Annotated in this window: 20 protein-coding genes; 10 read left to right on the top strand and 10 right to left on the bottom strand. The window is 61.8% G+C overall.

The window, feature by feature from the left end; genetic code table 11:
* Window positions 1-84: 84 nt before the first annotated feature.
* From TK06_RS23780 to bioB, 8 genes are all read right to left on the bottom strand, one after another.
* Window positions 85-1,374: a GGDEF domain-containing protein gene (locus TK06_RS23780; protein ID WP_063324084.1), complete on the bottom strand. Its 1,290-nt coding sequence runs from the start codon at window positions 1,372-1,374 to the stop codon at window positions 85-87.
* Window positions 1,375-1,646: 272 nt separating this feature from the next.
* Entirely contained in the window at window positions 1,647-3,452 is a 1,806-nt protein-coding gene (locus TK06_RS23775; RefSeq protein WP_063324083.1) for a phenylacyl-CoA dehydrogenase, read from the bottom strand.
* Window positions 3,453-3,728: 276 nt separating this feature from the next.
* Complete coding sequence (locus TK06_RS23770) at window positions 3,729-4,025, bottom strand: hypothetical protein (RefSeq protein ID WP_063324082.1); 297 nt, start codon at window positions 4,023-4,025, stop codon at window positions 3,729-3,731.
* A gap of 118 nt (window positions 4,026-4,143) precedes the next feature.
* Window positions 4,144-4,824 carry a dethiobiotin synthase gene (gene bioD, locus TK06_RS23765; RefSeq protein WP_063324081.1) on the bottom strand — a complete coding sequence of 227 codons (681 nt, stop codon included), beginning with the start codon at window positions 4,822-4,824 and terminating at the stop codon, window positions 4,144-4,146.
* A complete protein-coding gene (bioC, locus tag TK06_RS23760; protein ID WP_063324080.1) occupies window positions 4,821-5,633 on the bottom strand; it encodes a malonyl-ACP O-methyltransferase BioC in 813 nt (270 codons plus the stop codon). Before bioC ends, bioD begins: the two co-directional genes overlap by 4 nt.
* Window positions 5,626-6,357 (bottom strand): alpha/beta fold hydrolase, encoded by a 732-nt coding sequence (locus TK06_RS23755; RefSeq protein ID WP_063324079.1) that lies wholly within the window; start codon window positions 6,355-6,357, stop codon window positions 5,626-5,628. Before TK06_RS23755 ends, bioC begins: the two co-directional genes overlap by 8 nt.
* Window positions 6,350-7,528: an 8-amino-7-oxononanoate synthase gene (gene bioF, locus TK06_RS23750; protein ID WP_063324078.1), complete on the bottom strand. Its 1,179-nt coding sequence runs from the start codon at window positions 7,526-7,528 to the stop codon at window positions 6,350-6,352. Before bioF ends, TK06_RS23755 begins: the two co-directional genes overlap by 8 nt.
* 161 nt (window positions 7,529-7,689) lie before the next feature.
* Complete coding sequence (gene bioB / locus TK06_RS23745; RefSeq protein ID WP_063324077.1) at window positions 7,690-8,745, bottom strand: biotin synthase BioB; 1,056 nt, start codon at window positions 8,743-8,745, stop codon at window positions 7,690-7,692.
* Window positions 8,746-8,836: 91 nt separating this feature from the next.
* On the opposite strand from bioB, the gene TK06_RS23740 reads away from it, so the two are divergent.
* The 5 genes from TK06_RS23740 to rarD all read left to right on the top strand — a co-directional run bounded on the left by TK06_RS23740 (window position 8,837) and on the right by rarD (window position 14,640).
* Complete coding sequence (locus TK06_RS23740) at window positions 8,837-9,577, top strand: ComF family protein (RefSeq protein WP_063324076.1); 741 nt, start codon at window positions 8,837-8,839, stop codon at window positions 9,575-9,577.
* Window positions 9,578-9,635: 58 nt separating this feature from the next.
* Complete coding sequence (locus tag TK06_RS23735; RefSeq protein ID WP_063324075.1) at window positions 9,636-10,400, top strand: TOBE domain-containing protein; 765 nt, start codon at window positions 9,636-9,638, stop codon at window positions 10,398-10,400.
* A gap of 66 nt (window positions 10,401-10,466) precedes the next feature.
* Window positions 10,467-12,362, top strand: a complete 1,896-nt coding sequence (locus TK06_RS23730; RefSeq protein WP_063324074.1) for a PhoX family protein — start codon at window positions 10,467-10,469, stop codon at window positions 12,360-12,362.
* A 211-nt stretch (window positions 12,363-12,573) separates the two neighbouring features.
* Window positions 12,574-13,548, top strand: coding sequence for a serine/threonine protein kinase (locus tag TK06_RS23725; protein WP_063324073.1), 975 nt, complete (start codon window positions 12,574-12,576; stop codon window positions 13,546-13,548).
* A gap of 204 nt (window positions 13,549-13,752) precedes the next feature.
* Window positions 13,753-14,640, top strand: coding sequence for an EamA family transporter RarD (gene rarD, locus TK06_RS23720; RefSeq protein WP_063324072.1), 888 nt, complete (start codon window positions 13,753-13,755; stop codon window positions 14,638-14,640).
* A gap of 217 nt (window positions 14,641-14,857) precedes the next feature.
* Here the strand turns inward: rarD and TK06_RS23715 are convergent, their stop codons facing one another.
* Complete coding sequence (locus TK06_RS23715; RefSeq protein ID WP_063324071.1) at window positions 14,858-15,376, bottom strand: glycine cleavage system protein R; 519 nt, start codon at window positions 15,374-15,376, stop codon at window positions 14,858-14,860.
* 512 nt (window positions 15,377-15,888) lie between these two features.
* On the opposite strand from TK06_RS23715, the gene TK06_RS23710 reads away from it, so the two are divergent.
* Window positions 15,889-18,066, top strand: a complete 2,178-nt coding sequence (locus TK06_RS23710) for a malate synthase G (RefSeq protein WP_063324070.1) — start codon at window positions 15,889-15,891, stop codon at window positions 18,064-18,066.
* Between the two features lie 228 nt (window positions 18,067-18,294).
* Here the strand turns inward: TK06_RS23710 and TK06_RS23705 are convergent, their stop codons facing one another.
* Complete coding sequence (locus tag TK06_RS23705; protein WP_003206256.1) at window positions 18,295-18,741, bottom strand: response regulator; 447 nt, start codon at window positions 18,739-18,741, stop codon at window positions 18,295-18,297.
* Between the two features lie 258 nt (window positions 18,742-18,999).
* Here TK06_RS23705 and TK06_RS23700 point away from each other — a divergent pair, with 258 nt between their 5' ends.
* The 4 genes from TK06_RS23700 to TK06_RS23685 all read left to right on the top strand — a co-directional run bounded on the left by TK06_RS23700 (window position 19,000) and on the right by TK06_RS23685 (window position 23,298).
* Window positions 19,000-20,934 carry a putative nucleotidyltransferase substrate binding domain-containing protein gene (locus tag TK06_RS23700; RefSeq protein ID WP_310650560.1) on the top strand — a complete coding sequence of 645 codons (1,935 nt, stop codon included), beginning with the start codon at window positions 19,000-19,002 and terminating at the stop codon, window positions 20,932-20,934.
* Complete coding sequence (locus tag TK06_RS23695; protein WP_063324068.1) at window positions 20,931-21,638, top strand: 3'-5' exonuclease; 708 nt, start codon at window positions 20,931-20,933, stop codon at window positions 21,636-21,638. Before TK06_RS23700 ends, TK06_RS23695 begins: the two co-directional genes overlap by 4 nt.
* Before the next feature lie 170 nt (window positions 21,639-21,808).
* A complete protein-coding gene (locus TK06_RS23690; protein ID WP_046064522.1) occupies window positions 21,809-22,327 on the top strand; it encodes an RNA polymerase sigma factor in 519 nt (172 codons plus the stop codon).
* On the top strand, window positions 22,324-23,298 hold the full coding sequence (locus TK06_RS23685) for a FecR domain-containing protein (protein ID WP_063324067.1): 975 nt from the start codon (window positions 22,324-22,326) through the stop codon (window positions 23,296-23,298). The genes TK06_RS23690 and TK06_RS23685 overlap by 4 nt, the downstream gene beginning before the upstream one ends.
* Window positions 23,299-23,415 lie beyond the last annotated feature (117 nt).

Below are 23,415 nucleotides of genomic sequence, written 5' to 3'. Positions count from 1 at the left end.
TTCTCCGGTAGCAGATCGTTTCAACCTACTGCCGGCCACCCAGGCCCACAATCACAGTCCAGACGCTGAATGCGCCGTCATCACTCAACCCGCGGCAGTCTCCATGCGTACCGCACCGCGGCGGTTCTGCCCGAAGGCAATCACACAGTTACGCCCCGCGCCCTTGGCGTTATAGAGCGCCTGGTCGGCGGACTTGAGCACTTCTTCAGGCGTGCGTTGCTCGAGGCGTTCCGCGACGCCGATGCTGACCGTCACCGAGACACTGGACGCACCGGCACCGGAGCGACGCTGGCGGCCTTGTTGGTCGTCCTGGGGACGACTGTCAGGGTTGCGCAGTTGGATGGCGTACGTCTCGATGGACTGGCGAATGACTTCCAGATGGGGCATGCACTCGTCGATGGTCTTGCCTGCGAACACCAGGGCAAATTCCTCACCGCCGTAGCGATACGCCCTACCGCCACCGCCGATTTTCGACAATTTGCTGGCCACCAGGCGCAGGACCTGGTCCCCCACATCGTGGCCGTGGGTGTCGTTGAATTTCTTGAAGTGGTCCACGTCACTCATCGCCAGCACATAATTGCGCCCCAGGCGCTGCATGCGTTCGTTCAGCGCCCGACGGCCCGGCAGGCCGGTGAGTTCATCACGGAAGGCCATTTGATAGGCCTCATGGGCGACCGCTGCCGCGATCATCAACATCACCTGGCTGCACATGATGTTCAGGGTGAACGGCAGGATGAAGGTTTTCGGCAACATCCAGAACAACCCCAGCACCCCCACCAATTGCGCAGCATGCAGTGGCCGGGGGTTGCGCCAATATTGCCAGGCCAGCAGCAGGAACGCGGCGGCGAACATCGGGTAAGACAATTGAATCAGGCTCATCCAGGCACCGTGCAACGCCGGCCAGCGGATCTCCGAAAGCCACAACAGCAAGGCCTGGGGGTAACTCTGCTCCAGGGCCAGCGCCACGCTGCCAAAGACCAGCAACACCGCGAACCGCGCCACCATGTCCTGGAACAGATGGGTGCGCTCCTGCCATGCGGCGAACAGCCCGAACAACAACGGCAACAACAGGCAAACGAGATGGAACACCACCGCCGCGTCTTCGCGCACCTTGCCGTTATCGCGATAGAAGTCAGTCTGGGTGTCCAGAAGGAAATAGGCGATGTACACCGTGACCATCAGAAACAGTTCACGTTGACGTCGGTAGACCGCGCAATACGCCCCACCCAGCAATAACACCAGCGTCGGGAGCACGTTGAACAGCGAGGTGAAGAAAACGTTGAGATCCTTGACGTAGGCAGCCGCAAGCCCCGCCAGCAACAGCAGCAATGACGGCAGGAAATGGCTGAAACGTACAGCGGAAGAACGCGGCAAGGGTAAAGCTCCGACCCGGCTGATCAAAGATGGCATTGTGCCTGCAACTGGAGCAGTAAGGCACGCGAGATGTGACAGATGTCACACTGCCATCGCTGTAACGGCAGAGATGACGGTTTTCTTAGGGTCGAGTTGGATGAATATTGTTTCAGGATCCTGGTTGGCCCTGTGGGAGCTTGCTCGCACAAGGGCCTGCGGTGAATACAAATTTGTGGCATGAAAAAGCCGCTGCTCCCGAAGAAGCAGCGGCTTTTGGAAGAAACGCGTGAGGCTTAGTAGCCCAGCGCGAAGTCCTCTTCCTTCATATCCATCAGGTTGTTGGCGCCCGACAGCATGGTTGCCACATGGGTACGGGTACGCGGCAGGATGCGCTGGAAGTAGAAGCGCGCGGTCTGCAGCTTGGCGGTGTAGAAGGCTTCTTCAGTGGTGCCGGCTGCGAGTTTTTCCGCCGCCAGGCGCGCCATGTCGGCCCAGAAATAGGCCAGGCAGGCGTAACCGGAGTACATCAGGTAGTCCACCGACGCGGCGCCCACTTCTTCACGATCCTTCATGGCCGCCATACCGACCTTCATGGTCAGCTCGCCCCATTCCTTGTTCAGCGCAGCCAGGGGTTCTACGAATTCCTTGACCGCGTCGTTGCCTTCGTTGCCCTGGCAGAACTTGTGGACGATCTTGGTGAAGCCCTTGAGTGCCTCGCCCTGGGTCATCAACACCTTGCGGCCCAGCAAGTCGAGGGCCTGGATGCCGGTGGTGCCTTCGTACAGCATCGAGATACGGCTGTCGCGAACGTTCTGCTCCATGCCCCACTCGGCAATGAAGCCGTGGCCGCCATAGATCTGCACGCCGTGGTTGGCCGATTCGAAACCGACTTCGGTCATGAAGGCCTTGGCGATCGGCGTCATGAACGCCAGCAGTGCATCGGCCTTTTTCTTCTCTTCTTCATCCACGCCGTACTTGACGATGTCGACCTGCTTGGCGGTGAAGTAGACCATCGCCCGGTTACCTTCGGCGAAGGCCTTCATGGTCAGCAGCATGCGACGCACGTCAGGGTGGACGATGATCGGATCAGCGGCCTTGTCTGGCGCTTTCGGGCCGGTCAGGGAACGCATTTGCAGGCGGTCGCGAGCGTATTTCAGGCCGCCCTGAAAACCGATTTCGGCGTGGGCCAGGCCTTGCAGCGCGGTGCCCAGGCGTGCGGTGTTCATGAAGGTGAACATGCAGTTCAGGCCTTTGTTCGCCGGGCCGATCAGGTAACCGGTGGCCGCGTCGAAGTTCATCACGCAAGTGGCGTTGCCGTGGATGCCCATCTTGTGTTCCAGGGAACCGCAGCTCACCGCGTTGCGCTGGCCGATGGAGCCGTCGGCGTTAGGCAGGAACTTGGGAACGATGAACAGCGAAATGCCCTTGGTACCAGCCGGTGCGTCCGGCAGGCGCGCCAGCACGATGTGAACGATGTTGTCGGCCATGTCGTGTTCGCCGGCCGAAATGAAGATCTTGGTGCCGGAAACCTTGTAGGAACCATCGGCCTGAGGCTCGGCCTTGGTGCGCAGCATGCCCAGGTCAGTGCCGCAGTGCGGTTCGGTCAGGCACATGGTGCCGGTCCATTCACCGGACACCAGCTTGGTCAGGTAAGCCTCTTGTTGCTCAGGCGTACCGTGCTCGGAAATGGTGTTCATCGCGCCATGGGACAGGCCCGGGTACATGCCCCACGACCAGTTGGCTTCACCGACCATCTCGCTGACTGCCAGGCCCAAGGATTCCGGCAGGCCTTGACCGCCGTGCTCGACGTCGTGGGCCAGGCTTGGCCAGCCGCCTTCGACGAATTGCTTGTAGGCTTCCTTGAAACCAGTCGGGGTCTTCACGCCGGACTCGCTCCAGGTGCAACCTTCGATGTCGCCCACACGGTTCAGCGGAGCCAGCACCTGCTCACAAAACTTGGCGCCTTCTTCGAGAATGGCGTCAACCATGTCCGGAGTTGCGTCCTGGCAAGCCGGAAGGCTCTGATAATGCGCTTCGTAGCCAAGCAGTTCGTCACGAACGAAGCGAATATCACGCAAGGGGGCCTTGTAGTCAGGCATAGCGATAAACCTCTGCTGATGTAACCGGGAATGAACGACCGCGTGGATTTGTTGTAGCGGTCAAACAGTTGTTTGAAACATACGTTTACGCCGAAATCTTGTCAAGCGCCGATCTTTTGCCGTTCGTCATCGGCCTGAGAAAAATGTCGGACACAGGAAATCTATCGCGCTGAAGATTCCGCGATGCGCGTAGGAAAAGATTAGTTGAGCAATAAGACGTTAGAGACAAGAACGCCGCGAATAATCGCGGCGTTTTCGTAAATCTGAAGGGCAGGATCAGGCGAAGGTATCGATTAACGTACCGAGCATTTCGTCGGATGCCTTGGCGACATTAACACCCAGTTGCACCTGGAACTTGCCTTGGGCCATATCGACCATGTTGCTGGCCACGTCCGATTGCTGGCTACGGTCCACCGAACGCAGGCGATCGACCTGGACTTCGGACGACTGGCTGGTGACCGAACGCTCGATCGTATTGTTGGCGATCTGGCTGGAGGCCTGATCGACGCGGTTCTGCCCTGTCTGAATCGTGCTCAGACCGGCATAGAACGCGGTACTTCCTGAGATTTCCATGGCAGAGCTCGTCTTCTTGAAGGGTCGACAGTGGCCATTGAAGCAGAACCCCAAGGAAAAGGCCCGACAAAAACACTAATGGCACAGTGCCGCGTCATAGGCAAAACCTTGGCGGGACTCAGTCCAGCAGGTCCAGTTGCAGGTGCCCGGCCACGGCTTCGGCCGTCACGCTCTGAATCCGCGCCACCCTGCCCAGGCACGGCGCCGGAAGTCGCTCGGCCAAGGTTGCCAGGTTTTCTTCCAGGCGCGAGGTGGCCGGGTCGACGATGTTCGCGACCCAACCGGCAAGCTGCAAGCCATCACGGGCGATAGCCTCGGCGGTCAACAACGCGTGGCTGATGCAACCCAGGCGTACGCCCACCACCAGAATCACCGGCAAGCCCAGCGCGATCGCCAGATCGGAAAGATTGTCCTGGCCGGCCAGCGGCACACGCCAACCACCCGCGCCTTCGATCAAGGTGAAGTCGGCGCCCAGCGCCAGCACTTCGCGCATCGGGCCGAGTAGCGACTGCACCGTCAACGCAACGCCCGCTTCCCGAGCGGCCAAGTGCGGCGCTATTGCCGGTTCGAACGCCACCGGATTGACCTGTGCATACGTCAACGGTATCGAGCATTCGGCCAGCAAGGCCAAGGCGTCGGCGTTACGCAGGCCCTTGGGCGTCACGTCGCAGCCAGAGGCCACGGGTTTTCCGGCAGCCGTGCTCATGCCAGCCTGTCGCGCAGCATGCAGCAGGCCTGCCGCGACGGTGGTCTTGCCCACGTCGGTGTCAGTGCCGGTAATGAAATAGGCCTGGCTCATAGCGGTTTCTCCAAAACGGCGTAGACCACCTGGTACGTCGCCGGCAGTCCCAGCGCCTGACGAAACTGCTCATAGGCTTCAACCAGCGCCAGGATCCGCGCCCTGCCGGTCAAGCCGCCGGGGCGGCCGGGGTTCAGATTGTGGGCGCCCAAGGCTTTCAATTCATGCGTCAGGCTGCGCACGTCGGGGTAATGCAGCACATGGGGACGGTTTTCCAGACTGACGACATTCAGCCCGCTGTCCGCGCAAAGGTGTTGATACGTCTCGAACCCACGGAAACGATTGACGTGCACCAACCCATCCACCTGACGCCAACTGTCGCGCAATTCGTACAAAGTGCCTACACAAAGGCTGGTGAAGGCAAACACCCCACCCGGTTTCAACACACGATGGGCCTCGCTCAGCACCGCGGCAAAATCCGCACACCATTGCACCGCCAGGCTGGAGAACACCAGGTCACAGCTCGCCGCTTGCAAAGGCAACCGCTCAGCATCACCGGCGACAAAATGCGCAGCGCCACCTTGGGGACGAGCATGGTTGAGCATGCCTTCGGCGATGTCCAACGCCAGGCCGGAATCCACGCCATAACGCGCGCCCAGGGCCCGGGTGAAATAGCCAGTGCCGCAGCCCAGGTCCAGCCAACGTTGTGGGATAAACGAAGACGGCAAGCGCCCGAGCAACTGTTGGCCCACGTCGCGCTGCAGTTCGGCCACGCTGTCATAGCTGGTTGCCGCCCGGGAAAACGAAGCCGCCACCTGGCGCTTGTCGGGCAAGGCACCGGGCAATTTGGGAAGAGACAGATCAGTCATCGCCGGACTCATGCAAAAAAGCCTGGATCGCCCCCGCGACACCGTGCGGGTCCTCCAGAAGGAATCCGTGGCCGGCCTGTTCGATCAGGCCGATTTCGACATCCGGCAGCAACACCAGCAACTCGCCCGCGGCTTCGGCCGGCACCAGGGCATCGAGCCCGGCAAACAGATGCAATTGCGGGCCACGAAAGCGCTGCAATGCGGCGCGAGTATCCAATTGCGCCAACAGTTCGAGCCCGGCCATCAAGACCTCGGGCGATGTGCCCGGCGCCCCGGCCAATAACAACCGCGACAACCCGCGTGGGTCGCTGCTGCCCTGGGCGCACAGCAAACTGAAGCGCTTGAGGGTCTGGCGTGGATCGGCCGCACAGCCGGCGAGAAAACCATCGAAGGTTGCTCCATCCATCGCACTCGGCCATTGCTCATGGGCAACAAAGGACGGATTGCTCGCCAGGGTCAGCAGGCCGCAGCAGCGCTCACCCCGACGCGCCGCCAGCGCCGAGGCCAGCATACCGCCCAGGGACCAACCGCCCAGCCAGGCATCCTGGGGCACGATGGCGTCCAATTCTTCGAGCCATTCATCCGGGTCGTTCGATAGCAACGCCGGCAACGGTTCGATTTCCACTCGCAAGTGTTCGTCGAGCCCGTGCAACGCTGCCGCCAGCGGCTCCAGCGGTGAAACGCCCAAGCCCCAGCCCGGCAACAATATCAGTCGGTCACGCATCGCTTGGCTCCGGTCCCAACAGGGCAAAACACTCGGCCAGTGCATTCAACAATAGCTGCACCTGGGCCTCGCTGTGAGCGGCGGTCAGGGTCACGCGCAAACGGGCGCTGCCAGCCGCTACGGTGGGTGGGCGGATCGCCGTGACCATCAGCCCGCGCTCACGCAGCATTTGCGACAAACGCATGGCCCGTCCCGCATCGCCAATCAGGATCGGCTGGATCGGCGTAAAGCTGTCCATCAATTGCAGGCCGATCTGCTCGGCGCCCTGGCGGAACTGACGAATCAGCACCTGCAAGTGCTCGCGCCGCCAATGCTCGCTGCGCAGCAGCTCAAGGCTCTTGAGCGTGGCGCAGGCCAGGGCCGGCGGTTGGCTGGTGGTGTAGATGTAGGGGCGAGCGAACTGGATCAGGCTTTCGATCAGTTCTTCACTGCCGGCGACAAAAGCCCCGGCGGTGCCGAAGGCCTTGCCCAGGGTGCCCACCAACACCGGCACGTCATCCTGGCTCAAGCCAAAATGCTCGACGATACCGCCGCCATTGGCTCCCAACGGGCCGAAACCGTGTGCATCGTCGACCATCAGCCAGGCGCCCTTGGCCTTGGCTTCACGGGCCAGGGCCGGCAGGTCGGCGATGTCGCCGTCCATGCTGAACACGCCATCGGTAACCACCAGGGTATTGCCAGTGGCTTTTTCCAGGCGGCTGGCCAAACTCTGGGCATCGTTGTGCAGGTAACGGTTGAAACGCGCACCGGACAACAGGCCGGCGTCGAGCAGCGAGGCATGATTGAGGCGGTCTTCCAGTACCGTGTCGCCCTGCCCCACCAGCGCGGTGACCGCACCGAGGTTGGCCATGTAACCGGTGGTGAACAGCAACGCCCGCGGGCGGCCGGTCAGGTCGGCCAAGGCTTCTTCCAAAGCATGGTGAGGGCCGCTGTGGCCGATCACCAAATGGGAGGCGCCCCCCCCGACACCCCAACGGAGCGCCCCGGCGCGCCAGGCTTCGATCACTTGCGGGTGATTGGCCAGGCCCAGGTAATCGTTGTTGCAGAACGCCAGCAACGGCTGGCCGTCCACCACCACTTCCGGGCCCTGCGGGCTTTCGAGCAGCGGGCGCTGGCGATAGAGGTTGTCGGCACGACGGGCAGCCAGGCGTGCGGCGAGATCGAAGGGCATGCAGGCCTCAACTGTTTAAAGACTGGCCAAAGCCCCTTGTGGGAGCGAGCTTGCTCGCGATTGCGGTGTGTCAGTCGACATCAATGCGAATGTTCCATCGCCATCGCGAGCAAGCTCGCCCCCACAGGGTCTTGCATTCCAATCCGGGTATCGGTGAGTGGTCAGACAGCGGCGTTATAAAACTGCTCGCTGCTCTTCTGCTCCACCAGCGCCTGTTCAATCGCTGCCTGGTGCACTTCGTCGGCATGTTCTTCGCGGGCTTCGGGCTGGATGCCCAGGCGTGCGAACAACTGCATGTCCTTGTCGGCTTGTGGGTTGGCGGTGGTCAACAGCTTGTCGCCGTAAAAAATCGAGTTGGCACCGGCCAGGAACGCCAGGGACTGCATCTGCTCGTTCATCGCTTCACGGCCGGCGGACAGCCGCACATGGGACTGGGGCATCATGATCCGCGCCACGGCGAGCATGCGGATGAAATCGAACGGATCCACGTCCTCGGCATTCTCCAGCGGCGTGCCGGCGACTTTGACCAACATGTTGATCGGCACCGATTCCGGGTGCTCCGGCAGGTTCGCCAGTTGGATCAGCAGGTTGGCGCGGTCGTCCAGGGACTCGCCCATGCCGAGGATGCCGCCCGAGCAGATCTTCATCCCCGAATCACGCACATAGGCCAGGGTTTGCAGGCGCTCGCTGTAGGTGCGGGTGGTGATGATGCTGCCGTAGAACTCCGGCGAGGTGTCGAGGTTATGGTTGTAATAGTCCAGGCCGGCCTGGGCCAGCGCTTCGGTCTGTTCCTGGTCGAGACGGCCCAGGGTCATGCAGGTTTCCAGGCCCATGGCCTTCACGCCTTTGACCATTTCCAGCACATACGGCATGTCCTTGGCCGACGGATGTTTCCAGGCCGCGCCCATGCAGAAACGGGTCGAACCGATGGCCTTGGCCCGTGCAGCCTCTTCGAGGACCTTCTGCACTTCGAGCAATTTCTCTTTATCCAGGCCGGTGTTGTAGTGACCGGACTGCGGACAATATTTGCAATCTTCCGGGCACGCGCCGGTCTTGATCGACAGCAGCGTGGAAACCTGGACGCGATTGGCGTCGAAGTGCGCGCGGTGCACGGTCTGCGCCTGGAACAGCAGGTCATTGAATGGCTGGACGAAGAGTGCTTTGACTTCGGCCAAAGACCAGTCATGACGCAGGTTGGCAGTGGTGCTGGCGCTCATGGGCATTTCCTTGATTATGCTTGGCTGGCGCCTGGGGACATGGAATACCCACAGGCGCGACACGGATGTTCGGCATATTTAAGGAAGAGTCATGCGCTGTCAACCACGATACAAAGGGCAGGTTTACATCTGGTTAAAAAACAAACAATCCTGCCTGCTGTGCGGCGAAAGCACCGATACGCCGCAGCCTATCTGCACCCCTTGTGAAAGCGAGCTGCCCTGGCTCGGCGATCAATGCAGCGTCTGTGCCTTGCCGCTGCCCATGGCCGGGCTGCGTTGCGGACAATGCGCCACGCAGCCGCCAGCCTTCGAACGGGTCCTGGCGCCCTGGGCCTACGACTTCCCGGTGGACAGCCTGATCACCCGTTTCAAGCATCAGGCGAAATGGCCCCTGGGCCGACTGCTGGGCGAACTGCTCGCGCAGTCGTTGCAACATCATTTCGACGAAGGGCTGGAACGACCCGACGCACTGGTCCCGGTGCCACTGGCGACCCGGCGTTTGCGCCAGCGCGGTTTCAACCAGGCAGCGCTGCTGGCCCGCTGGCTCAGTGGGCCGTTGGCGATCCCTTGCGAAGAACACCTGCTGCGACGCACCCAGGACACGCCCGCCCAACAGGCACTCGATGCCAGGGCTCGGCGGCGAAACCTGCGTCAGGCCTTTGCCCTGGCACCCCAAGCTGTGTTGCACAACCGTCACTTGGCGTTGGTCGACGACGTGCTCACCACGGGCGCCACCGCCCAGGCGCTGGCCGCCCTGCTGCTCGATGCCGGCGCTGCGCGGGTCGATGTGTACTGCCTGGCTCGCACGCCGAAACCCGGAGAGTCGGCTTGACGCGCCACGCCCAAGGCGCCAACGTCCACTCATCGACCTTTGCACGCAGTTTTCCGTCATGTCCTTGCCCACGCTTCTGGCCCAGCACATCGCTCGGCGACCACAACGCATCGCCCTGTTGCAGCACATCGCCGAACAAGGTTCGATCACCCGCGCCGCCAAGAGCGCGGGCCTGAGCTACAAGGCGGCGTGGGATGCCATCGATGAGTTGAACAACCTCGCCGACCAACCGTTGGTGGAGCGCAGTGTTGGCGGCAAGGGCGGTGGCGGCGCCAGGCTGTCGGAGGAAGGCCAACGCGTGCTGCGCCTGTATCTGCGCCTGCAAGCGCTGCAGACACAACTATTGGAAGCGAGCGAGGATGCCGACGACCTGGGCCTGCTCAGTCGCCTGATGCTGCGCACCAGCGCCCGTAATCAATTGTATGGCAAGGTCCTGGGCATCGAGGCCCAGGGGCACAACGACCGGGTACGCCTGGAGCTGGCCCGGGGCCTGGTCATCGAAGCCCAGATTACCCACGACAGCACGCTGCGCCTGGAGCTGGATGTCGGCACCAACGTGGTGGCGCTGATCAAGGCCGGCTGGCTGGAATTACACCCTGTCGAGCAAGTGGAAAAACCGCGGATCAATACGCTGCGCGGCATGATCGAACAGGTCGACACCGCCGAAGACGGCCCCAGCGAAGTGCGCATCAGCCTGCCCAACGGCCAGACGCTGTGCGCCCTGGCCGACCCGCTTGAGCTACAAAAGCAGCATTTGGAAGGCGGCTCACCGGTGCAAGTGACGTTTTCAGCGACAAATGTGCTGCTCGGCACACCGCTGTAGCGTGTTGCAACAATAGTTTCATCGACCCGCTTTAAGGTGACTGCCAAAACCAGCAGGGAGCCTGAGATGAGCCTATTAGAAGAAAACCAATCCACCGACCTGGAAAAGATCGTCGGCCTGAGCCGGCGCAGTTTCATCAGCGCCGGCGCCCTGTGCGGCGCGGCGATGTTCCTGGGCGGCAACCTGCTGAGCCGCAGCGTGCTGGCCGCCGCCGTGAGCGAAGGCAACAGCCGGCTGCTGGGCTTCAACAGCATCGCCGCCGCCACGACTGACACCATCACCTTGCCGCCGGGCTACAAAGCCTCGGTGCTGATCAGTTGGGGCCAGCCCCTGCAGAAAAATGCACCGGCCTTCGACCCCAGTGGCAACGGCACCGCCCGCGCACAGGAAGTGCAGTTCGGCGATAACAACGACGGCATGAGCCTGTTCCCGTTCCCCGGCGACAACAACCGGGCGCTGATGGCGATCAACAACGAATACACCAACTACCAATACCTGTTCCCTCACGGCGGCCAGCCACAGTCGGCCGAAGACGTGCGCAAGGCCCAGGCCAGCGAAGGCGTCTCGGTGATCGAAATCCAGCGTCGGCGCGGCCAATGGCAATTCGTCCAGGAATCGCGCTACAACCGCAGGATCCACGGCAACACACCGATTCGCCTGCGTGGCCCAGCTGCCGGGCACGACCTGCTGAAAACCAGCGCAGACAAGAGCGGCAAGAAAGTGCTGGGCACCTTCCAGAACTGCGCCAACGGCATGACGCCTTGGGGCACCTACCTGACCTGTGAAGAGAACTTCACTGACTGCTTCGGCAGCAGCAAGTCGGACCTGCAGTTCGACGCGGCCCAGAAACGCTATGGCGCCACAGTCACCAGCAGTGAAATCAACTGGCACTTGCACGACCCGCGCTTTGACCTGGCGAAGAACCCCAACGAACTCAATCGCCACGGCTGGGTAGTGGAAATCGACCCGTTCGATCCGCAATCCACCCCGGTAAAACGCACCGCCCTGGGCCGCTTCAAACACGAAAACGCCGCCCTGGCGCAAACCAATGACGGTCGCGCCGTGGTGTACATGGGCGATGATGAGCGTGGCGAATTCATCTACAAGTTCGTCAGCCGCGAGCGCATCAATCACAAGAACGCCAAGGCCAATCGCAACCTGCTGGACCATGGCACCTTGTATGTCGCGCGCTTCGATGCCGGCGACGGCAACCCGGACCATCCCAAAGGCCAAGGCCAGTGGATCGAGCTGACCCATGGCAAGAACGGCCTCGACGCCAGCAGCGGTTTCGCCGACCAGGCCGAAGTTCTCATCCATGCACGCCTGGCCGCCAGCGCCGTTGGCGCCACCCGCATGGACCGCCCGGAGTGGATCGTGGTCAGCCCGAAAGACGGCCAGGTCTATTGCACCCTGACCAACAACTCCAAACGCGGCGACGCCGGCCAACCGGTGGACGGGCCTAACCCTCGAGCCAAGAACGTCTACGGGCAGATCCTGCGCTGGCGCACCGACCGCGACGATCACGCCGCCAAGACCTTCGCCTGGGACCTGTTCGTGGTCGCCGGCAACCCGGCGGTACATGCCGGCACGCCAAAGGGCGGTTCCTCCAACATCACCCCCCAGAACATGTTCAACAGCCCCGATGGCCTGGGGTTCGACAAAGGCGGACGCCTGTGGATCCAGACCGACGGCGACTCGAGCAACGCCGGGGACTTCGCCGGCATGGGCAATAACCAGATGCTCTGTGCCGATCCCAACAGCGGTGAAATCCGCCGTTTCATGGTCGGGCCAGTGGGCTGCGAAGTGACCGGGATCAGCTTCTCGCCGGACTACAAGGCTATGTTTGTCGGTATCCAGCATCCCAGCGGCGGCTCAACCTTCCCCGAGCACCTGCCCAACGGTAAGCCGCGATCATCGGTGATGGTGATTACCCGCGAAGACGGCGGGGTCATCGGCGCCTGACCCTTGTCTGGACCGGGGACATAACACTTCGTGGCGAGGGAGCTTGCTCCCGCTGGGTTGCGCAGCGCCCCCTTCTTCTATGGGCGCTTCGCACCCACTCGGGCGCAAGCTCCCTCGCCACAACGATGCAAGTCTCACCGATCAATCCAGGCTGCTTTGCGCTACCATGCTGGGCCGGACGCGGCAGCCCTGCCGCTGCGCAGGAGTCAGCATGTCCCATCCGTTTGAAACCCTCACGCCCGACCTGGTACTCGATGCCGTTGAAAGCATCGGTTTCCTCAGCGACGCCCGCGTGTTGGCCCTCAACAGCTACGAGAACCGCGTCTATCAGGTCGGCATCGAGGATTCCGAGCCGCTGATCGCCAAGTTCTATCGCCCTCAGCGCTGGACCAACGAAGCGATCCTGGAAGAGCACAGCTTCACCTTCGAGCTGGCCGAATACGAAGTGCCGGTGGTGGCGCCGCTGATCCACAACGGCACCAGCCTGCACGAACACGCCGGGTTTCGTTTCACCCTGTTTCCTCGTCGCGGCGGCCGTGCACCGGAGCCGGGCAACCTCGATCAGCTCTATCGCCTGGGACAATTGCTCGGGCGCCTGCACGCGGTCGGGGCGACCCGTCCGTTCGAGCATCGTGAAGCCTTGGCCGTGAAGAACTTCGGCCACGATTCACTGGCCACTGTGCTGGCAAGCGGCTTCGTCCCTCGTAGCCTGCTGCCGGCCTACGAGTCGGTGGCCAGGGATCTGCTCAAGCGTGTCGAAGAGGTCTACGCCGCCACGCCCCACAAGAACATCCGCATGCACGGCGATTGCCACCCCGGCAACATGATGTGCCGCGACGAGGTGTTCCACATCGTCGACTTGGACGACTGCCGCATGGGCCCGGCGGTGCAGGATTTGTGGATGATGCTCGCCGGCGATCGCCAGGAATGCCTGGGCCAACTGTCGGAACTGATGGACGGCTACCGAGAGTTCCACGACTTCGACCCGCGAGAACTGGCACTGATCGAGCCACTGCGGGCCCTGCGCCTGATGCACTACAGCGCCTGGCTGGCGCGGCGCTGGGACGACCCGGCCTTCCCCCGCAGCTTCCCGTGGTTCGGCAGCGAACGTTACTGGGGCGACCAGGTATTGGCGTTGCGCGAGCAACTGGCGGCGCTCAATGAAGAGCCGTTGAAGCTGTTCTGACGACCACCGCGGATCCCCTGTGGGAGCGAGCTTGCTCGCGATTGCGATCGAACATTCGACGCCCTTGTCGACTGATCCACCGCTATCGCGAGCAAGCTCGCTCCCGCAAGGAATTGCAGTGAAACGCTCACAAAGGTTCACAGCACGACCCGACAAATCTCCTTACAATCACGCCTTTGTTAGCTGCCTAAGCAAGGATTCTGCATGCAAGCCGCCAACCCGCGTCGCGGGTATATCCTGGGCCTGAGTGCCTACATCATCTGGGGTCTGTTCCCGATCTACTTCAAGGCCATCGCCAGCGTGCCGTCGGTGGAGATCATCATCCATCGGGTGCTGTGGTCGGCCCTGTTCGGCGCGGCGTTGCTGCTGGTCTGGAAACACCCGGGCTGGTGGCGCGAACTGCGGGACAACCCACAGCGCCTGGCTATCCTCGCCCTGAGCGGGACGCTGATCGCAGCCAACTGGCTGACCTACGTCTGGGCGGTGAACAACGAGCGCATGCTCGAAGCCAGCCTGGGTTACTACATCAACCCGCTGGTGAACGTATTGCTGGGCATGTTGATCCTCGGCGAGCGCCTGCGCCGCATGCAATGGTTGGCGGTGGGTTTGGCGGCGGTCGGCGTGGCGCAGCAGGTCTGGCAAGTGGGCAGCCTGCCCTGGGTGTCACTGGTGCTGGCGCTGACCTTCGGCTTCTACGGGTTGATCCGCAAGCAGGCACCGGTCAAGGCATTGCCGGGGCTGGTGGTAGAAACCTGGATGCTGGTGCCGATCGCCATCGCCTGGTTACTGTTCAATCCCACGGCCACCAGTGCCCAGGCGGCATTCTGGACCACCTCCGAAGCCTGGTGGCTGGTGGCGGCAGGCCCCGTGACGCTGGTGCCGTTGGTGTGCTTCAACGCCGCAACACGGCATTTGCCCTACACTACCATCGGTTTTCTCCAGTACATCGCGCCGACGCTGGTGCTGCTGCTCGCCGTGATGCTGTTTGGTGAGCACCTGTCGTCCAGCACACTGGTGGCGTTCCTGTTTATCTGGGCCGGGCTGGCGGTGTACAGCGTCGATGCGGTGATCAGCATGCGTCGGCGCAGCTGATCAAAAAACGCACAACCTTCTACAGGCCACGTCTGGCGTGGCCTGCGCTCATCCTTCCCAAGGTTATCCACAGCGTGATCCCCGCCGTTTGTGCACAAGCCCTTGAAAACTGATGATTTTTTGAGCATTCCTCGCCGAGGCCCGGCGGGCTTGGGCTGGAGCCGGGTCTCTACAGGTTATCCACAGGCAGGCGCAGTTTTTCCTTGGATAACCTTCGTCACGCTTCGTCGCTGAGCTTGAGCTCCACCATCAACTCATCGGCCAGGGTCTCCAGGCGTTCCTGCAACGTCTCCAGCGACAGGGTCAAGGGCACCCCCAGGATCGCTTCGGCGTGGAACAGCAGCTCGCTGCTCATCGGCGCCGGCCGGACGTAAGTCACCAGACGCTCGACATTGACGCCCCGCTCGCTCAACAGCCGGGTGATGTCCCTCACTATGCCGGGACGGTCGTTGCCCACCAGCTCCATGGTGATGGGTTTCCAGGTGCAGGACTCCTCGAGGGCGCTTTCAGCGATCAACACGCGGATGTCGTAAGTCGATAGCCCCTGCAAGGCTTCGATCAGTTCCTCATGGGCCTCGGCGGGAGCGCCGATTCGCAAGATCCCGGCAAACTGCCCAGCCAGGCGCGACATGCGGCTTTCCAGCCAGTTACCGCCGTGGTCGGCGATGCAATCGGCAATGCGCTCGACCTGCCCGGGCTTGTCCGGGGCGAAAACAGTGATGACGAGGTGGTCCATGGCGCAGTCCTCTTGTTGGGGAAGGGACAGTATAGGCAAGCCATGAATCGGCACCGCCCTGCTTTCGTGGCGAGGGAGCTTGCTCCCGCTGGACTACGCAGTAGCCCCCTAAACAGGGGAGCGCTTCGCACTCCAGCGGGAGCAAGCTCCCTCGCCACGGTAAATGTGTACATTAATTAGATTTATCTGGAACAATGATCCGTTTTTTTGAGAACATCCGCTACCGCGTCGTGACTGTACTGCTTTAGTCGGTCGCGGAACGACGCAATTAGTCTAATTTTCACAACCGCAATTGATCATGTAGTATGCCGCAGCGAGCACTACATAACGTTGTACCGATGTCTGCTTAAGGCGCAGTCGCATCCCTGAAAAGCCCCGTCAGCAAGGCTTACCACCCAGCCGCCAGCGATGGCATGTACTGGTTCCGGGGTTTGTGCTTTAAATGTCCCGAGGCTTCATTGTCAAAATCGAAGAGCTGAAAAGCGAAATAGCTGAGCAGAGTGAGGCAAGCAATGACTGAACACGTTCAAGTCGGTGGCCTGCAGGTCGCCAAAGTCCTGTTCGACTTCGTGAATAACGAAGCCATTCCCGGAACCGGCCTCACCGCCGACGCGTTCTGGGCCGGTGCCGACAAGGTCATCCACGACCTGGCGCCGAAGAACAAAGCCCTACTCGCCAAACGCGATGATTTCCAGGCGCGGATCGATGCCTGGCACCAGGCCCGTACTGGCCAGGCCCACGACGCCGTGGCTTACAAAGCCTTCCTGCAAGACATTGGATACCTGCTGCCAGAAGCGGCGGATTTCCAGGCTACGACCCAAAACGTCGATGACGAAATCGCCCGCATGGCCGGCCCGCAGCTGGTGGTGCCGGTGATGAACGCCCGCTTCGCCCTCAACGCATCGAACGCCCGCTGGGGTTCGCTGTATGACGCGCTGTACGGCACCGATGCCATCAGCGAAGCCGATGGCGCGGAAAAAGGCAAAGGCTACAACAAGGTCCGCGGCGACAAGGTCATCGCCTTCGCCCGTGCCTTCCTCGACGAAGCCGCGCCCCTGGCGGCCGGCTCCCATGTCGACTCCATTGCTTACAAAATCGTCGACGGCAAACTGGTGGTCACCCTCAAGGGCGGCAGCAACAGCGGCCTGCGTGACGATGCCCAGTTGATCGGCTTCCAGGGCGATGCCTCGGCACCGACCACCGTGCTGTTGAAACACAACGGCCTGCACTTCGAAATCCAGATCGATGCCAGCACCCCGGTCGGCCAGACTGACGCCGCTGGCGTCAAAGACATCCTGATGGAAGCCGCGCTGACCACCATCATGGACTGCGAAGACTCGGTCGCCGCCGTCGATGCCGATGACAAAGTGGTGATCTACCGCAACTGGCTCGGCCTGATGAAAGGCGATCTGGCTGAAGAAGTCGCCAAAGGCGGCCAGACGTTCACCCGCACCATGAACCCCGACCGTGTCTACACCGCCGTCGACGGTTCGAGCGTGACCCTGCACGGCCGCTCGCTGTTGTTCGTGCGTAACGTCGGCCACCTGATGACCATCGACGCGATCCTGGACCAGCACGGCAACGAAGTGCCGGAAGGTATTCTCGACGGCCTGATCACCAGCCTGGCAGCGATCCACAGCCTCAACGGCAACACCAGCCGTCGCAACAGCCGCACCGGTTCGGTGTACATCGTCAAGCCGAAGATGCACGGTCCGGAAGAAGCTGCGTTCACCAACGAGCTGTTCGGCCGTGTCGAAGACGTACTGAACCTGCCGCGCAATACCCTCAAGGTCGGGATCATGGACGAGGAACGCCGTACCACGGTCAACCTCAAGGCCTGCATCAAGGCCGCCAGCGAGCGCGTGGTGTTCATCAACACCGGCTTCCTCGACCGTACCGGCGACGAAATCCACACCTCCATGGAAGCCGGCCCGATGGTGCGCAAGGCCGACATGAAAGCCGAGAAGTGGATCGGCGCGTATGAGAACTGGAACGTCGACATCGGCTTGAGCACCGGCCTGCAAGGCCGTGCGCAAATCGGCAAGGGCATGTGGGCGATGCCGGACCTGATGGCGGCGATGCTCGAACAGAAAATCGCTCATCCGCTGGCCGGCGCCAACACCGCATGGGTTCCCTCGCCGACCGCCGCGGCCCTGCACGCGCTGCATTATCACAAGGTCGACGTGTTCGCCCGCCAGGCCGAGCTGGCCAAGCGCGCGCGAGCATCGGTGGACGACATCCTGACCATCCCGCTGGCCGTCAACCCGAACTGGACGCCGGAGCAGATCAAGAACGAACTGGACAACAATGCCCAGGGCATCCTTGGCTACGTGGTGCGCTGGATCGACCAGGGCGTGGGCTGCTCCAAGGTGCCGGACATCAACGACATCGGCCTGATGGAAGACCGTGCGACGCTGCGTATCTCCAGCCAGCACATCGCCAACTGGCTGCGCCATGGCATCGTTACCCAAGACCAGGTGATGGAAAGCCTCAAGCGCATGGCGCCGGTGGTCGACCGCCAGAACGCCAGCGACCCGCTGTACCGTCCGCTGGCACCAGACTTCGACCGCAACATCGCCTTCCAGGCGGCGGTCGAGCTGGTGATCGAAGGCACGAAGCAGCCTAACGGCTACACCGAGCCGGTGTTGCACCGTCGTCGTCGTGAGTTCAAGGCAGCCAATGGGTTGTGATTGAGCAGCCGTGACAACGAAAAAAGCCCTGATCGAAAGATCAGGGCTTTTTCATTTGCAAATACATGAGCGCTTTTGTGGCGAGGGAGCTTGCTCCCGCTGGGCTGCGAAGCAGACCCTTTTCCAGCGTTCGGAATCTTATTGACCTGCACTGCGGTCGCTGAGCAACCGAGCGGGAGCAAGCTCCCTCGCCACAAAAGCACCCGATAGCGCCATTCTCACGACAGGCTAGAGATCCATCCCCAACTCATGCTTGACCAACCCCAGCAACTTGTCGGTATCGATCGGCTTGAGCAGAAAGTCCACCACGCTCAGGTGCATGGCTTCGATGGCGTCCTTCACGTCGGCATCGCCCGATACGATGATGATCGGCAGCGCCGCCCGCGGAGACTCGCGCACCAGGCGAATAAGTTCCAGCCCATCAACATTGCCCATCCGCAGGTCGGTGATCAACAGGCCGATCGATGGCTTGGTTTCCAGCATCTTGAGTGCCGTTTCACCACTGGCGGCGGTCATGCAGTGAATCCCGTCCAACGCCAGGATCTCCGACAGCAGCTCACGAGCGTCCTTGTCGTCATCGACGATCAAGACGCGCTGCGGCGGCAGGTCGGGTTCCAGCATGACGGCACTCAGCGCCTCGCGCTCGGCGTCACTCAAAATATCGTGGTCGGACATGGTGCTCTCTACGTTCTTTAAATCGATCCCCTGGCACAGTGGTCAGACATCGTTCTGCGGCGCTTCAATGTGCACTTCGTCGGATTTTTTTCCAAGAACATTTAATGAAGATTTTTCTGACGCCTGGCGTAGGTTTTTTCCGTAAGTTCACCCCTAGGCCGCGACCTAGACTTACGTCCAATGGGCACCCCGCTCTGAGGGGCCGACCATGGGAGAACAGATCGACCACAACAATTCAAAAAAGACTGCGTAATGGTTATGAAAAAAGCGGACGCCTTCACCCAGGCAGGGAAAACCGCGGTGTTGCAAAACATCCAGGGGACACTGCAGTTTCTCCAGCGTTTCCCACCGTTCAACCAGATGGAAAACGCTCACCTGGCCTATCTGGTGGAGCAATGCCTGCTGCGTTTTTATGCCCCGGGCGAAACCATCATCAAACCAGCCGACGGCCCGGTGGAGCACTTTTACATCGTCAAGCAAGGCCGGGTGGTAGGTGAACGTCCGCATACGGCCAAGGGTGGAACCGAGACGACCTTCGAAATCACCACCGGCGAATGTTTCCCCCTCGCCGCGCTGCTGGGCGAACGGGCCACGCGCACCGAACACCGGGCCGGCGAAGACACGTTCTGCCTGCAGTTGAACAAACTGGCCTTCATCAAGCTGTTCGCCCTGTCCGGCCCGTTTCGCGACTTCGCCCTGCGCGGGGTCAGCAGCCTGCTCGACCAGGTCAATCAACAGGTCCAGCAAAAGTCTGCGCAAACCCTGGGCACCCAGTACTCCCTCAACACGCGGCTGGGCGAACTGGCGATGCGCCATCCAGTCAGTTGCAGCCCGGACACGCCGCTGCGCGAAGCCGTGAAGCTGATGCACGACCAGCAGGTCGGCAGCATCGTGGTGGTTAATGAACAGAAAGCTCCGGTGGGAATCTTCACCTTGCGCGACCTGCGGCAGGTGGTGGCCGATGGGGCCGGGGATTTTTCCCAAGCCATCGTAGGACACATGACTCAGGCACCGTTTTTCCTCTCGCCGGACCACAGCGCCTTCGACGCGGCCATCGCCATGACCGAACGGCACATCGCCCACGTCTGCCTGGTCAAGGACCAACGCCTGTGTGGCGTGGTGTCGGAGCGCGATCTGTTTTCCTTGCAGCGTGTCGACCTGGTGCACCTGGCCCGGACCATTCGCAACGCGCCCAAGGTGGAAAACCTCGTAGCCCTGCGCGGCGAGATCGGCCAACTGGTGGAACGCATGCTGGCCCACGGCGCGTCATCGACCCAGATCACCCACATCATCACCCTGCTCAACGATCACACCGTATGCCGGGTCATAGAGCTGACCCTGCTCGACAAAGGTGACCCAGGCGTGCCGTTCAGTTGGCTGTGCTTCGGCAGTGAAGGCCGGCGCGAACAAACCCTGCACACCGACCAGGACAACGGCATTTTGTTCGAGGCCCGGGACGCCGCCCATGCCGCGCAGATTCGCGGCCTGCTACTGCCCATCGCCCAGCAGATCAACCAGAGCCTGGCCTTGTGCGGCTTCACCTTGTGCAAGGGCAACATCATGGCCGGCAACCCCGAGCTGTGTCTGTCCCGAGCTGAATGGGCCCGGCGTTTTTCGGCATTCATTCGCGAAGCAACCCCGGAAAACCTGCTGGGCTCGAGCATCTATTTCGACCTGCGGGTGGTCTGGGGCGATGAGCAAGGCTGCGAGCAGTTGCGCCGGCAGATCCTCGATCAAGTGGCCGATAACCGTTTGTTCCAACGCATGATGGCCGAAAACGCCCTGCGCCACCGCCCGCCCGTGGGCCGCTTCAGGGATTTCGTGCTGAGTCGCAAGAACGGCGAAAAAGCCACCCTCGATTTGAAAGTGCAAGGCCTGACGCCCTTCGTCGACGGCGCCCGTCTGCTGGCGCTGGCCAACGGCATCGAAGCCAACAATACCCTGGAGCGCTTGCGGCAATTGGTCGACAAGCAAGTGATCGAACCGCTCGATGGCGCAGCCTACGAAGAGGCCTATCACTTCATTCAACAGACCCGCATGCAGCAACATCAATTGCAAACCCGCGAGAACCTGCCCTACTCCAACCGCGTCGACCCCGACAGCCTCAACCATCTGGACCGACGCATCCTGCGCGAATCCCTGCGCCAGGCCCAACGCCTGCAAAGCAGCCTGACGCTGAGGTATCAGTTGTGAGCATTTTTTCCTGGTTGCGCCCAGCCCAACCAATGTTGTCCGAAGAAATGCAGAGGCGCCTGGAACGCCTGCCGACGGCTTCAGCCTTGGGTGAATGCGATCTGCGGGAACAACGCTGGGTCGTGCTGGACCTGGAAACCACCGGATTGAACCTGAACAAGGACCAGGTGCTGTCCATCGGCGCGGTGGTCATCGAAGACGGCGCCATCGACTTCAGCCAGCAGTTCGAACGCACCTTGCAATGCGATAAGCAGAAACTCGGACCCAGTGTGCTGATCCATGGCCTGGCGCCCAGCGCCATTGCCGCCGGCAGCGACCCGGCCGAGGCGCTGCTGGCGTTCATGGAGTTCGTCGGCGACAGTCCGCTGCTGGCCTTTCACGCGCCGTTCGATTCCCACATGCTCGGGCGCGCCTTGAAAGACTACTTGGGCTATCGCCTGCAGCATTCATTCCTCGACGTGGCGGACCTGGCCCCGATGCTTTGTCCCCAGGCCAACCTGCGCAAGTCGGGCCTGGACGAGTGGATCGACTGGTTCAAGCTGCAAGTCTTCGACCGCCATAACGCCAGTGCCGACGCCCTGGCCACGGCAGAACTGGCGCTGATCCTGTTCAGCCGCGCCCGCCAGCAACAGATCCTGAGCCCGCTTGACCTGCAACAGCGCCTGGGCCAATGGAAACGGCGGCAGCAAGCGCCTTCGCTTTGACTCACCTTGAAGATGAACACACTACCCTGTGGGAGCAAGCTCGCTCCCACGCAGAACCCGGCCTCAATTTCCTTATCCCGCGCCGCCCGACCAGCGCCAATTGCTTTCCCGCCCCCGCCTCTGACACAATCGCGAACAATTCTCGTTACTTAAAACATCGGTGATGCTCCGTGTCGTCAGTCCCTAGCCCCCACAGTGATCTGGTTGGTGCGTTATACCGTGACCATCGTGGTTGGCTATTGGCCTGGCTGCGACGCAACGTGGCGTGTTCGCAACGGGCCGAGGACCTGAGCCAGGACACCTTTGTGCGCTTGCTGGGTCGCGAAGAGCTGAAGGCGCCCCGCGAACCGCGGGCGTTTCTGGTGGCCATCGCCAAGGGCCTGTTGTTCGATTATTTCCGTCGAGCGGCATTGGAGCAGGCCTACCTCACCGAACTGATGCTGATTCCCGAGGCCGAGCAGCCCTCGGTGGAAGAACAGCAAATCATCCTCGAAGACCTCAAGGCCATCGATCGCCTGCTTGGCAAACTGTCGAGCAAGGCCCGCGCAGCCTTCCTCTATAACCGCCTCGACGGCCTCGGCCACGCCGAAATCGCCGAGCGCCTGGGGGTTTCGGTGCCGCGCGTACGGCAGTATCTCGCCCAAGGCATCCGCCAGTGCTACATCGCACTTTATGGTGAGCCGACATGAGTCAGGCCCATGCCAAACCGGTCTCGGCCAGCGTGCTGGATGCCGCCATTGCCTGGCAGCTGTCCCTGGACTCGAGCAGCGCCCAGGAACGTGAAGCCTTCGCCCAATGGCATGCCGCCGACGAAGAACACGCCCGGGCCTGGCGACAGCTGGGCATGCTTGACCAACGCTTCAGTGTGGCCAACGGGCCGGCGCGCGCCGCGTTGCTGCAATCGCGGGTGAGCATTCGTCGCCGGATACGCAAGGTCGGCAGCGGCCTGGCCAGCGTTATCGCGGCCATCGGCCTGGCGCTGTTTGCCGGCGATCGTTACCTGCCGCTGGATTACTGGCTGGCCGATCAGCGCACCGCGACAGGCGAACAGCGCACCCTGCGCCTGGACGACGGCACGCTGATCAACCTCAACACCCACAGTGCCCTGGACGTGCGTTTCGATGACAAGCAGCGCCGTATCGTTCTGCAGGAAGGCGAGATCCTGGTGGAAACCGGCCACGACGACCCGCGCCCGTTCATCGTCGAGACCCGTGAAGGCCGCCTGCGCGCCTTGGGCACACGGTTCCTGGTCAAGCGTGAAGACGAAGGCACGCGCCTGAGCGTGTTGAAATCCGCTGTGGCGGCGCATCCCCAGGCCACGGACCAGGAACAGATCCTGCGCGAAGGCCAACAAGTGCTGATGCGCCGCGACGGCCTCGGGCCGACCCTCGCCTTGAACCCCGGCGCCGATGCCTGGACCCGCGGCATGCTGGTGGTGGATAACGCCCGTCTTGAAGATTTGGTCCATGAGCTGGGGCGCTATCGTCGCGGCTACCTGGGTGTGGAGCCGCAAGTGGCGGATTTGCGCATCACCGGCAGTTTCCCGCTGCACGACACCGACCTGGCCTTGACCGCCCTGCTGCCGACCTTGCCGGTGCAGGTCGAGCATCACACGCGGTGGTGGGTGGTGGTGGGCCCCCGGGCTAAAGCCAAGCCCTGAATGGCTTTGTGGTGAAGAGAATGGCCTCATCGCGAGCAAGCTCGCGATGAGGCCATCACTGATACAAAGCCACTACCCGCAAAACGAATCTAAATTATTTTCATCCAGCCCTATCAC

Origin of the sequence: Pseudomonas fluorescens, from assembly GCF_001623525.1 — a bacterium.
In the GTDB taxonomy this organism is placed as follows: Bacteria; Pseudomonadota; Gammaproteobacteria; order Pseudomonadales; family Pseudomonadaceae; genus Aquipseudomonas; species Aquipseudomonas fluorescens_Q.
The sequence above is the reverse complement of the archived record's forward strand: the minus strand, read 5'-3'. Positions and strand labels throughout refer to the sequence as shown.

Coding starts and splice junctions, on each gene's coding strand:
- bioF (WP_063324078.1), bottom strand. CDS start 7,528: ATGCCCTTCGATCTCGCCGCACGCCTGGCTGCCCGTCGTGCCGACAAC.
- TK06_RS23725 (WP_063324073.1), top strand. CDS start 12,574: ATGTCCCATCCGTTTGAAACCCTCACGCCCGACCTGGTACTCGATGCC.
- TK06_RS23685 (WP_063324067.1), top strand. CDS start 22,324: ATGAGTCAGGCCCATGCCAAACCGGTCTCGGCCAGCGTGCTGGATGCC.
- TK06_RS23735 (WP_063324075.1), top strand. CDS start 9,636: ATGTCCTTGCCCACGCTTCTGGCCCAGCACATCGCTCGGCGACCACAA.
- TK06_RS23705 (WP_003206256.1), bottom strand. CDS start 18,741: ATGTCCGACCACGATATTTTGAGTGACGCCGAGCGCGAGGCGCTGAGT.
- TK06_RS23755 (WP_063324079.1), bottom strand. CDS start 6,357: ATGCGTGACCGACTGATATTGTTGCCGGGCTGGGGCTTGGGCGTTTCA.
- bioB (WP_063324077.1), bottom strand. CDS start 8,745: ATGAGCGCCAGCACCACTGCCAACCTGCGTCATGACTGGTCTTTGGCC.
- TK06_RS23775 (WP_063324083.1), bottom strand. CDS start 3,452: ATGCCTGACTACAAGGCCCCCTTGCGTGATATTCGCTTCGTTCGTGAC.
- TK06_RS23700 (WP_310650560.1), top strand. CDS start 19,000: ATGAAAAAAGCGGACGCCTTCACCCAGGCAGGGAAAACCGCGGTGTTG.
- TK06_RS23770 (WP_063324082.1), bottom strand. CDS start 4,025: ATGGAAATCTCAGGAAGTACCGCGTTCTATGCCGGTCTGAGCACGATT.
- bioC (WP_063324080.1), bottom strand. CDS start 5,633: ATGACTGATCTGTCTCTTCCCAAATTGCCCGGTGCCTTGCCCGACAAG.
- TK06_RS23715 (WP_063324071.1), bottom strand. CDS start 15,376: ATGGACCACCTCGTCATCACTGTTTTCGCCCCGGACAAGCCCGGGCAG.
- TK06_RS23730 (WP_063324074.1), top strand. CDS start 10,467: ATGAGCCTATTAGAAGAAAACCAATCCACCGACCTGGAAAAGATCGTC.
- TK06_RS23740 (WP_063324076.1), top strand. CDS start 8,837: ATGCGCTGTCAACCACGATACAAAGGGCAGGTTTACATCTGGTTAAAA.
- rarD (WP_063324072.1), top strand. CDS start 13,753: ATGCAAGCCGCCAACCCGCGTCGCGGGTATATCCTGGGCCTGAGTGCC.
- bioD (WP_063324081.1), bottom strand. CDS start 4,824: ATGAGCCAGGCCTATTTCATTACCGGCACTGACACCGACGTGGGCAAG.
- TK06_RS23710 (WP_063324070.1), top strand. CDS start 15,889: ATGACTGAACACGTTCAAGTCGGTGGCCTGCAGGTCGCCAAAGTCCTG.